General features: G+C 26.7%; 9 protein-coding genes. 4 read left to right on the top strand and 5 right to left on the bottom strand.

What is annotated here, in order from left to right; translation table 11 throughout:
- Nucleotides 1–360: 360 nt before the first annotated feature.
- Nucleotides 361–1,521, top strand: a complete 1,161-nt coding sequence (locus ES948_RS08690) for a tyrosine-type recombinase/integrase (protein WP_152184558.1) — start codon at nt 361–363, stop codon at nt 1,519–1,521.
- 14 nt (nt 1,522–1,535) lie between these two features.
- Here the strand turns inward: ES948_RS08690 and ES948_RS08685 are convergent, their stop codons facing one another.
- From ES948_RS08685 to ES948_RS08675, 3 genes are all read right to left on the bottom strand, one after another.
- Nucleotides 1,536–2,255, bottom strand: a complete 720-nt coding sequence (locus tag ES948_RS08685) for a hypothetical protein (RefSeq protein WP_152184557.1) — start codon at nt 2,253–2,255, stop codon at nt 1,536–1,538.
- Nucleotides 2,240–3,259 (bottom strand): winged helix-turn-helix domain-containing protein, encoded by a 1,020-nt coding sequence (locus tag ES948_RS08680; protein WP_152184556.1) that lies wholly within the window; start codon nt 3,257–3,259, stop codon nt 2,240–2,242. Before ES948_RS08680 ends, ES948_RS08685 begins: the two co-directional genes overlap by 16 nt.
- A 376-nt stretch (nt 3,260–3,635) precedes the next feature.
- The gene (locus ES948_RS08675; protein WP_152184555.1) at nt 3,636–4,445 is read right to left on the bottom strand and encodes a hypothetical protein; all 810 of its coding nucleotides are present in this window, start codon (nt 4,443–4,445) and stop codon (nt 3,636–3,638) included.
- Nucleotides 4,446–4,694: 249 nt separating this feature from the next.
- On the opposite strand from ES948_RS08675, the gene ES948_RS08670 reads away from it, so the two are divergent.
- From ES948_RS08670 to ES948_RS08665, 3 genes are all read left to right on the top strand, one after another.
- Entirely contained in the window at nt 4,695–4,922 is a 228-nt protein-coding gene (locus ES948_RS08670) for a MerR family transcriptional regulator (protein WP_152184554.1), read from the top strand.
- A gap of 17 nt (nt 4,923–4,939) precedes the next feature.
- Nucleotides 4,940–5,116 carry a hypothetical protein gene (locus ES948_RS10890; protein WP_188109494.1) on the top strand — a complete coding sequence of 59 codons (177 nt, stop codon included), beginning with the start codon at nt 4,940–4,942 and terminating at the stop codon, nt 5,114–5,116.
- 70 nt (nt 5,117–5,186) lie between these two features.
- A complete protein-coding gene (locus tag ES948_RS08665) occupies nt 5,187–6,293 on the top strand; it encodes a hypothetical protein (protein ID WP_152184553.1) in 1,107 nt (368 codons plus the stop codon).
- 69 nt (nt 6,294–6,362) lie between these two features.
- On the opposite strand, the gene ES948_RS08660 is transcribed toward ES948_RS08665, so the two are convergent.
- Both ES948_RS08660 and ES948_RS11075 read right to left on the bottom strand, forming a co-directional pair.
- Nucleotides 6,363–7,631: an McrC family protein gene (locus ES948_RS08660; RefSeq protein WP_152184552.1), complete on the bottom strand. Its 1,269-nt coding sequence runs from the start codon at nt 7,629–7,631 to the stop codon at nt 6,363–6,365.
- Complete coding sequence (locus ES948_RS11075; protein ID WP_188109493.1) at nt 7,621–9,939, bottom strand: AAA family ATPase; 2,319 nt, start codon at nt 9,937–9,939, stop codon at nt 7,621–7,623. The genes ES948_RS08660 and ES948_RS11075 overlap by 11 nt, the downstream gene beginning before the upstream one ends.
- Nucleotides 9,940–9,941 lie beyond the last annotated feature (2 nt).

The raw sequence follows: 9,941 nt of genomic DNA, 5'->3' as shown, positions 1-9,941 counted from the left end.
TTAAGAGGTGGAAATTGCATTTATTGGTTGAATGGGCGCAATTCAAGGTTAGAAATAGGTTAGAAAAATTATTTATGAGTTTTCTTAAAGTCTTTAAAATTTCGTTGTTTTGGTAGTTTTAAGAGATTTAATTATTTGATGGTGCGGACGAAAGGACTTGAACCTTCACACCTTGCGGCACCAGATCCTAAGTCTAGACTATATAACTTATATTAAATTATATAGAGTTGTCTGTAGAGCTTAAAATAGGGGTTTTATAAATACTATTTGTTCTATAATATATATAGAAATATATCAAATTATATCTAATACCATACCCTAAACCATACCCTAAGTTTATTATGTTAAAATTTCTTTATTATGGCATTACAAGATAAATTAATTAAAATTAGTATAGATGGATTGGACACAACTGGACTTTATTATAAAGATAGCAAGTCTATTTTCTCAAAAAAACAACTTAGTCGTAGTGATTTGAAAAAACTTGACTATACCTTTATGTCTATCATTATAAAATTTTACTTTAGAAATAAACAAATGAAGAAGACAGTTAAATATAATAATATAACTGGCTTGCAAGCAGTGAAAAAAGCAATTTCAAAGCGTATAGAACTTAGGGAAGAATTAGAAGAAAATGGCATGCTTGAAAAAAAACATTTTGTTTCCTTGCATAATTTATTTATTGAATATAAAGAGCTGAAATCAAAAACACTATCAGATGAAACCATCTACAATATGGAAGTAACCTATAGTAAATGGATTAAAAAAGTATTAGGGAATGTTTCAATACAAAATATTAAAACATCTGATATTCAAAAAATTGTAAATAAAATGCTCAAAGATGGTAAAAAACCGAGAACAGCACAAACTATTAAGCAAATTTTGAGACCTTTATTTAATTATGCCATTGATCTAGAAATTGTACAAATTAATCCAGCAGTCAAGGTCAATATTCCTTCATATGACAATACAGTAAACTTTGAGCTTTCTGATGATAAAAGAACAGATTTATATCACGCAATTTTAGAATATCCATATAAAAAATATAGAGGGATAATGCTTTTTTTATACTTTGGTAGACGTTTAAATGAAGTATTGACCCTACAGTGGAGAAATATTAATTTTGATCAAATGACTTATACTATTGAAGATGTATATTCTAAAATTAGAAGACGGCAAGAATATCCTTTACTAAAACCATTACAAGACTTTTTAGAAGAATACGGTTCTAGTAATAATGGCTATATTTTTAAAGGGGAAAAGACTAAACATGTAACAAAAAATACATTTCGACATCATTGGGAAAAAGTGATTCAGAATGCAGGAATTAAGCATATGCGTATACATGATACTAGACACTTGCTTGGGAATACACTTGTCAATAATGGTGAAAGTTTAGAAAATATTGGTAAAGTATTAGGTCACAGTTCAATAGCAGTTACAAAAAGATATGCTAAAACAACTCTTGAAACTGCTGATAGATTGTTAAATGGTTATTTGGAAGATAGTCTTGATTCCTGATTATGCAGAATATTCTATTTTTTTACATATACTTTTAAAGCATTTTCCACAGCTTCTTCTTTGCCTCTAATTTTTTTTACTTCATTTAGAACTGTAGTAATTTGATCGAGTATTTTTGTACTAATCTTTACTTCATCTTCTTCAATAAAACCTATTAATTCCTTTATATCTTGAAGATGTTTTTGTTGATCCCTTTTAGCTCTTGAAGAATTTTCTTTTCCTAAATTTACATATGCTAAAGCTTTTAATGCTATTAAAACTTCAGGTGCAGCTATGGATAAATTATAATAGTCCAACTTAAACTGATCGATAAGCTCTTTATAATCATTATCAAGAACTATTGCACTTATATAATAATAATGCTCGCTACCTTCTAAACGTATAAAGTTTAATTCATCATCTTTAATATCATCTATGGTGAAAAGTTCTATTTGTTCTGGTGCTTCTTTATCTTTAGGACTTTTAAATTGATATAATATTCTAGATTCTTCTTTATATTTTCCACAATGCCGATAACCTACTTTTTTTATATATGAAACCATTCTATCTACAAATCCAGATTTTTTTTCATCATCTAAAACTATAAGGTCAATATCTAATGTAGCTTTAGAAGTAACACCAAATCTTCGTTGATTTAATGCTGTTGCAACACCACCAATAATTATATAATCATCTTTATAGTCTTTAAAAAAATCAGAAAAATGAGTTAATCCTTGCACTATATCGTTTGCCATCCATATATCCTTTCAATATTTTCAAATAACATTTCTATTGCATCTCCAACTCTGATATCATCACTACTATTTCTTAAGCTTAAATATAGTGATATTGGATCAACATTATTTTGATTATAAGTATGTACATCTTTCATCATCCGAATAATACTTTTTGGGTCATAATACCATTTTTGTATTTCATCATATTCGTCATAATAACGGGAGGAATAGTTGAGCTTATCCCAAGCAGTTTCTTGTGTATCCTTATAAAAAACTGCATAGCATTGTTCACTCACTGCTAAATTATATTGATTTAAAGCACTTTTCCCTGCTATACAATATATTTGATTCTTATTTATATGTTGAAAATCTTCATCTTTAATAAAAATTGTTTCTTTTATCGGTGAGTGTAATAATTTAATCATATCTTTAAAAGAAATTTTTTTATTCAATTGAAAATGTTTAGTTCTCCCATCTTTTTTGACACTTATTAGGGATAAGTCTTCTAAATCTTTTATATGCCTATATAAACTAGGAGTACTATAATCTAATTCTGATTGAATTGTTTCAATATCAAAATATTCATAGTATTTATAATTATACAAAATATATAGTATTAAAGGCTGTATAGATATAGGTATACTTTTCCTTTTATTAATAATTTCTCCTTTCTCTTTTTTAAGTAATAGAAGAGGATAAAGATAAATCATTTGTTCTGATATGAATGATATACGTGACTTCAAAAATTGTTGTTGTAGAGGTAATATAATGTTCTCGCTTAAATACAATAAGGGTAAATTGTATTTCTCTTGTATTATGTTGATACGCTTTATGGATTCGGACTCTTGATGCTTTGGCGTTATAAGAACAAAATCAATAAATTCTATTTTGATTGTAAATATTTCATAGTCCATCTTTATTATAGGTGGTAATTTTACATTATGCTTTGTTTTAATAAATGATATAGACAGATTAAACTTGTCTTTTATAGTATTTAAAAGCTCTTTATTTTTCTTTTTCATAAACTTATATTATCATAAAAATATTATTTTATCAATAGTGTTGATAATATTGTATTTTTATGATAATATCAAATATATATTTGAGAAAAAAATTGATAATGTAACATTTTATAAGATTTAGACAAATTTAATTCTTTATTTCATTAAATACAATTATAATAATTGTGATATGAAGGAATAAACTCAAACTAAATCTTGTTCTTTTAACCGATTTAAACTATTAATAAAAATACTTCTCTTAACGCGAAAGATTTTACATAAGACTATTTTAATTATGCTCTCATCAAGTACTTTTTACTGAAAACTTTTAGGATTCATTCAGCAGCAGATAATTCGGATATGCTATCTATATGAATAGGATATCTCCAATATTTAGTTAGGTTATTTCTGCTAAATACTTCAGTTGTAAACTATTTAACTGCTGAAATAATTCTTCTTTATTTTTGAAAATAGTAGAGCTTAAATTAGAAAAGATTTTTGATATAAGACTTATCTTTTCATTAAAGTTTAGCTTATTGTCTATATTAGAATAGACATGATACCCTATGATATGGTACAAAGCTTCTTTTCTTGTAATTTCATTATCTTCACAATCAAATAAATCAAACATATGATTATCTATGATGTCTTGTAAAGTTATAAGCATATAATCATCCCAACTTTGAAAAATACAAAAGTGTGGTTGTATTCTATTTATTATATCTTCATTGATTATTTTATTAAGGCTATTAAGTATATTTTGAAGTTCATTTTTATCGTTTGTATAATCCTTTTCAAACTCGTCTTCAATTATAGATGGTTGATATGTATATAAACAATAGGAGAGTAAGTGCTTTTGTATAAGTAAATCTAGAGAAGTAAAATATGATTGATTTTTTACAAAAAGTAAAAACTGAAAGTAGAAATCAATAAAAATATCATGAGAGAGACTTAATCTATCATACCTACCATCCTGTAAAAAAGAAGATAAATATTTGTTTATATTCTTTTTTTTAACTAAATTGAAAAAGTTTAATTGCTCATATTTTTCAATTTTACCTGTATTTAAAAACTCAATTAGATCTTCTGTAGAGAAATATGTTTCAATTAGATCAATTAAAACAATATGATCTTTTTTTTTCCATCTAAAATAGGAGTTTTCGCTAATTTCTAACAGTTCTGACATTACAGTAGAATGTTTTTTCATACCAATTCCTTTATGTTTATAGAAGTATAACATATTTCATATACAAATAATAATCAAACAAATAGTATAGATAGTTTTAAATATAAACATATCACCTCTAATCTTCAAAAAGTTTTTCAATTGAATTCTTTGGTAATTTTTACTCTTTAGATTTTAATTTATAATAAATTTTGAAATTTTTTAAAAGTTTCTTATTTTCAAAACACCTTTTTTGTTAAAGTTGAGAATATTTAAATTAAAGGAGTACTTATGAAAACAAATGAGCTAGAGGAAATAAAAAAAATACAAAATGAGATACTAAAAATATTGTCTATTCGGAACAATAATGATGAGCTTATAAGCTTGGAAGAAGCAGAGAAATTAACTGGTATAGAATATCAAAAATTAAGACAAATGTTCTTGAACGGTGAGCTTATTGGTAAACGTTTTGGCCGCGCAATTCGAATAAGTAAATCTAATTTATTAAAATGCAAATAAAAAAGGTAGGTTTTATTATGATAGAAAATAGTAAATTTCAGTTGGAACAAAAAAAAGAACTAACAAAAAAACAAAAGATGAAAAGAAATTTAAAAAAACTTGATGAACTTGAAAAAAAATTTATTTTTCATAATGCAAAAATAAAAAAAATAAAACAGCAAATCATCGAATTAGAAAAAGAACTTGGTATATAAAATAATAGAAATATATGACTAGGGTATCAGTGTGTACTCACTGATACCCTATCTAGGTAAAAGGTAAAAAATGAAAGCACAATCAAGTATACATTTTGCAAAAGGGAACTCAAGTTATTTTAGTCATAACGATAGGAGTTGTTCTACAAAAAATTCGATTTTTCAGGATGAAGAAAATGAGGTTTTACATAATGCAAAGGAATCATTGAAGATATATAAGAATGAGTTAAAAATTAGAGCTGAAGCTTATTTTAAAAGAACAAATCAACAGCTTCAAAAAAATGTTGTTACTCATAGGTCCGCCATAGTTAACTTGAATCAACATCATATACTCAATGATTTAAAATTAATTTGCGAGAAAATTGAACAGGATTTAGATACAAAAATTCTTCAAGTAGCGATTCATAAAGATGAAGGACGATATAAAAATATAAAGTACTTTGATACCAAAATTAAAGTTAAAAATTATCACGCTCATATTGAAATCATGGGCATCGATAGCAATGGTATTTCCATTGCACAAAATAGTTTTGATAAAAATGGTAAAAGAACACGTAAAAGACTTGATAAGTCTTTTTATATAGAAATGCAAGATTTTGTAGCAAAAACACTAGGGATGATAAGAGGGAAAAAGGGTAGTAAGCGAAAACGATTGGATACTTATGATTTCAAAGAAGCTATGGAACAGCAAGAAAAAGCTATTGCGGTAAAGAATACGCAAATTTCAAGATTAAAAGAAGAAAATGGGAATAAAAAACTTGAAATTAAAAAATACAAAAAAGAAAATGAGATTCTAAAAAATAAGATTCAAGATCTACAGCAAATAACTCTCAAGCAACAGATAACATATCAAAAAGATTTAAAAATCCAAAAAGAAAATAATATAAGTTTAAAATCAGAATTAACTGTAATTGCCGAGAAGATAAAAAAAACAATTCCTCCACATTTAATGAAAGAGGAATTTAACAAGATGTCGGTAAATAATTTATTACATGTTTTTTTGAAGCTTTTAGTGGAGGAAGCTAAAAAAAGGACAAATATAATAGATCAACAAAAAAAAGAGTTAGAAAAAGCTTTTCAACAAATTAAACAATTGGAAAAAAAGGATAAAGAGCTAAGTACTAAGTACTCCTCGTCAGATCATGATGATATAGAAGGATTCAGTTTTTCTCCATAAGGAATTAAGGTAAACTATATTAACCTTAAACTTTTTTCATAGAAATGAATTATATGTTCTTATGATTTTTCAAAAAGTTTCTATTGAACATTTTAATGTTTTATCCTTATAGAAGATCGGCTCTGGAGATGTCAAATCAAAAAATAATATATTCAATAATAATTTATTGTTTTTTTCTTCTTGATATATATATTTTAGATTAAGATGATTGTTCTCATATGGATAGATTAAATATAGTTGTGAACAACCTTGGTACTTTGTTCCATAAGCATACAGTTGATACATATCAGTTTGTGAAATATCTTTTTCATCTCTAATAATTTTCCATTTAGTATCCGCTATAAGCTGCTGTTCATCTTTATTTATAACAATATCAGGTCTTAATGCAAATTTATTAGGCTTCTCTACAAGATACTTTCCTTTATCCTGTAAACTAATATTTAATCCTTGCTTTTTTAAATAATCTCCTACATATGATTCAAATAGCAAGTTCATGTCAAATAGCAATGCAAAAGCTATATCCTTACCTTTGTAGGGTGTAAATGAATTTTTAAGTAAGAATGTTTTACACCATAATAGTGTTTTTTCATAATCTTTCATTTGCCTATTCAGTTTTATTTTTGAAAAGTCATGTTTTATATTATGTGATTTTTCAATATAGTCAAAAACAAATAAAAACTCTCTAATCTTTTGCTGATTTTTATTTGACCTTGATTTTTTATATAAAAATTCAAGAGTTGTTTTAATGAGTTTGTTTTCTACTCTATTACTTAAAAACTCTTGATACTCCACAAAGAAGTTTTCTTTGTGGATGTAGTTTGCCTTTATTTGTTGGTTTATTTTTAGTTTGCCTTTGAGAAATTTTAAATTTTCATTTTTGGAAATGTAATCAGATTTAATACCTTTTTTAATCAGCTTGAGCAGTTCATCAAGAAACATTGTAATAAAAATTTCTAAAAGTGGCATTTTTGAACTTTTTAGATGTGCCATATTAAAATTTTTAAATGGTGATTTTTTGAGAGTTTTTAGCATCTTTATTAAGAGTTTTTTTAATTCATCTTCATTAATGCTTTGTATCTTTGGTAATATCTCAATAGTTGTACCATCTTTAGTTTGTATTACCCCTACATAATTTTGTGCTTGTAGGGTTTCACCTAATCCTTTCTTGTATGAAGGCTTCAGAAACAGTGTTTGCTCACTATTTTTCAAAACAAACTGCTTTAAATCGTTAAAAATCTTTTTAGGTACGGCTAGATTATTTTGTGAATCTAATCCATAACTATCTGCTTTGTTTATATAAATAGAGTGGTATTCTGAAATTGAAAAATTAGTTTTCATATATTCTTATGTAGCTCAATGGATGATTAAAAGCAACTTCGTTAATTTCATATACACTAGATTCTTCTTCAACCTCTAATAAGTCTAAACCACTGTCACCAAACAGCTCTTTCATACTGTAATCTTCTTTTTGGATAATAAACTTTAAGCTTTTATCACTTTTTTGATTGTCACCAAGAACTAATCTTATCTTTTCCCAATCATCATAAAAATACTCTTGCAAAAGAGGGATAATTTTATTTTTAAAAATAGTCGCTAGAGTACCTAAATTATTTTCCTCTTTTAGTCTCATAAAGTAAGCATGACCAATAGTATGATCTCTATCATAAAGATACTCGATTCTTTTGTTGATTGTTTCAAGAAGTTTGTAAACATTAATATCTTCAACACTTACATTTTTAACAACTTCTAAATCTGGCATCATCTCTGTAAACTCAAACCTTCTTCTGAGTGCTGTATCCATTAAAGCTATACTTCTATCTGCTGTATTCATCGTACCAATGATATATAAATTATCTGGCACACCAAATGAACTATTACTATAAGGTAAAACTATTTCCATGCCTTCATCTTGACCAAGCCTTTTACCATCTTCTATAAGAGTGATAAGCTCTCCAAAAATTTTAGAGATGTTACCACGATTAATTTCATCTATAAAAAGTGCATATTTGTAGTTTGGATTTTTCTTTGCCCTTTCTGCCATTTTTTTAAATATGCCATCTGTTACTTGGTAAATCATCTCTTCACCATCTTCATTGCCCATTTCCCCAGCAGGAATAGCTTTAATACCCTCTACAAATTCTTCATACCCGTAACTTTGATGAAATGTAATGAACTTATAATTATGTAATTCTTGAGAAAGAGGCTTTCCATTTTTATATTTATCGTAAATACTAATAAGTTCAGGTGTTTTTTCTTCAAAACCATCTATCAATCTCCATATAGAGTTTTTTAATTTATCAAAGACTAAAGGTTCAACCCTTGTTTTATAATTCACTGTCGTAGACTCTAGAATAGTATGTGTTTGTAATGCTGCCCAAATTTGTTGCGGTACACCTTTTTTCTTATTCAGTAATTCCGCTTTAGCAATAATTAACTCATGCTTTGCAATCTCTGGAACTTTTGCTTCTTTTTCTAAATCATAAAGGACAAGTGAAACTACTTCGAACCAAGTCAACTCTTCTACGATTTTTTTTACCCATTCAACATCGCTAATACTACTTTCTTTATAGATAAACTGTTCTTTAAGTTTATTAATTTTGTAAGTTTTTCCTGTTCCTGGAGGACCATAGAGGATTTGATTTAATGCTTGTAAATTTACTTCTTTCTCTTCCAATGTTTTTTCCTTTGTAGTTGTGCCAAGCTGATAATATTGATTAATTTTTTCTTCATATTGATTATATAGTTTTTGAAACTTTTCTCTGATTTCATTTTCTGTCATATTGGTAACTATTGTCTCTGAAAAAACTCTTTTTGACGATGCTGGGTTTGGAATGTTTAAATACTTTTTCAGACCTTCTCTATCTTTTATTCTATTTTCTAAATGCAATGCCAGTACAACATCATCTCCCTTTATTTCAAATTCATAATGAGTGCCACCTGTGCCTTCAGATATTGGAGTATTTTTAGGATAGATTTGGAAATATTGTCGACCACTTGAGAGATGTGGTTTTCTAGTAGTGAGTTCAAACTCATTTGCTAATGTTAGATAAAATCTTTCATCTTCTTCTTCAATAATTTTTTTTCTTCTATCCTTTAAAGCTTCTAAGTATGTTTTTGCTTTTGTCTTTAATGTGCTAAAAAGTTGTTTATCATCAAAACCTAGTTCTTTCTGTGCTTTATCATATTCTTCAAAACTAATCTCACCATTTTTCATACTTTCAAAAATTTCATTTAGATTTTTTTCTTTAAGCTTTTCGATATTTTGAAAAATCTTAATCGCTTTTTTAAGATCAGAATAGTAGGTATTTATAGTAGTTTGATTGTCGTATTTTCCTTCTAAATATTTTTTATATTTTTTATCAGCATATAAAACAAATCCATTTCTTTCAAGGCACCATTGAGCAGCAGCCTTATGATTACCTGTAGCATTATATAAGGAGCTGTCTAATATGTCTTGTCCATATTTTAGTCCATAAGCAATGCCCACAATATATTTTTGAGGATATTCTTTACTATTCCAAAATAATATATAATCTTTCGCTTGTCTATGTGGATTTATTTGGTTATTTGCTTTTAATTCATCATATTTATGAAAAGCTTTAATAATATCCTCTCTACTAATTTCACTAAAATCTATCTCTTCCATCT

The sequence above is a fragment of the Sulfurimonas indica genome, from assembly GCF_009192995.1.
GTDB classification, from domain to species: domain Bacteria; phylum Campylobacterota; class Campylobacteria; order Campylobacterales; family Sulfurimonadaceae; genus Sulfurimonas; species Sulfurimonas indica.
The sequence above is the reverse complement of the archived record's forward strand: the minus strand, read 5'-3'. Positions and strand labels throughout refer to the sequence as shown.

Bases quoted from the DNA above. Each gene is read 5' to 3' on its own strand.
- ES948_RS08680 (WP_152184556.1), bottom strand. From the start codon at position 3,259: ATGAAAAAGAAAAATAAAGAGCTTTTAAATACTATAAAAGACAAGTTT.
- ES948_RS08690 (WP_152184558.1), top strand. From the start codon at position 361: ATGGCATTACAAGATAAATTAATTAAAATTAGTATAGATGGATTGGAC.
- ES948_RS08675 (WP_152184555.1), bottom strand. From the start codon at position 4,445: ATGAAAAAACATTCTACTGTAATGTCAGAACTGTTAGAAATTAGCGAA.
- ES948_RS08660 (WP_152184552.1), bottom strand. From the start codon at position 7,631: ATGAAAACTAATTTTTCAATTTCAGAATACCACTCTATTTATATAAAC.
- ES948_RS08685 (WP_152184557.1), bottom strand. From the start codon at position 2,255: ATGGCAAACGATATAGTGCAAGGATTAACTCATTTTTCTGATTTTTTT.
- ES948_RS11075 (WP_188109493.1), bottom strand. From the start codon at position 9,939: ATGGAAGAGATAGATTTTAGTGAAATTAGTAGAGAGGATATTATTAAA.
- ES948_RS08670 (WP_152184554.1), top strand. From the start codon at position 4,695: ATGAAAACAAATGAGCTAGAGGAAATAAAAAAAATACAAAATGAGATA.
- ES948_RS08665 (WP_152184553.1), top strand. From the start codon at position 5,187: ATGAAAGCACAATCAAGTATACATTTTGCAAAAGGGAACTCAAGTTAT.
- ES948_RS10890 (WP_188109494.1), top strand. From the start codon at position 4,940: ATGATAGAAAATAGTAAATTTCAGTTGGAACAAAAAAAAGAACTAACA.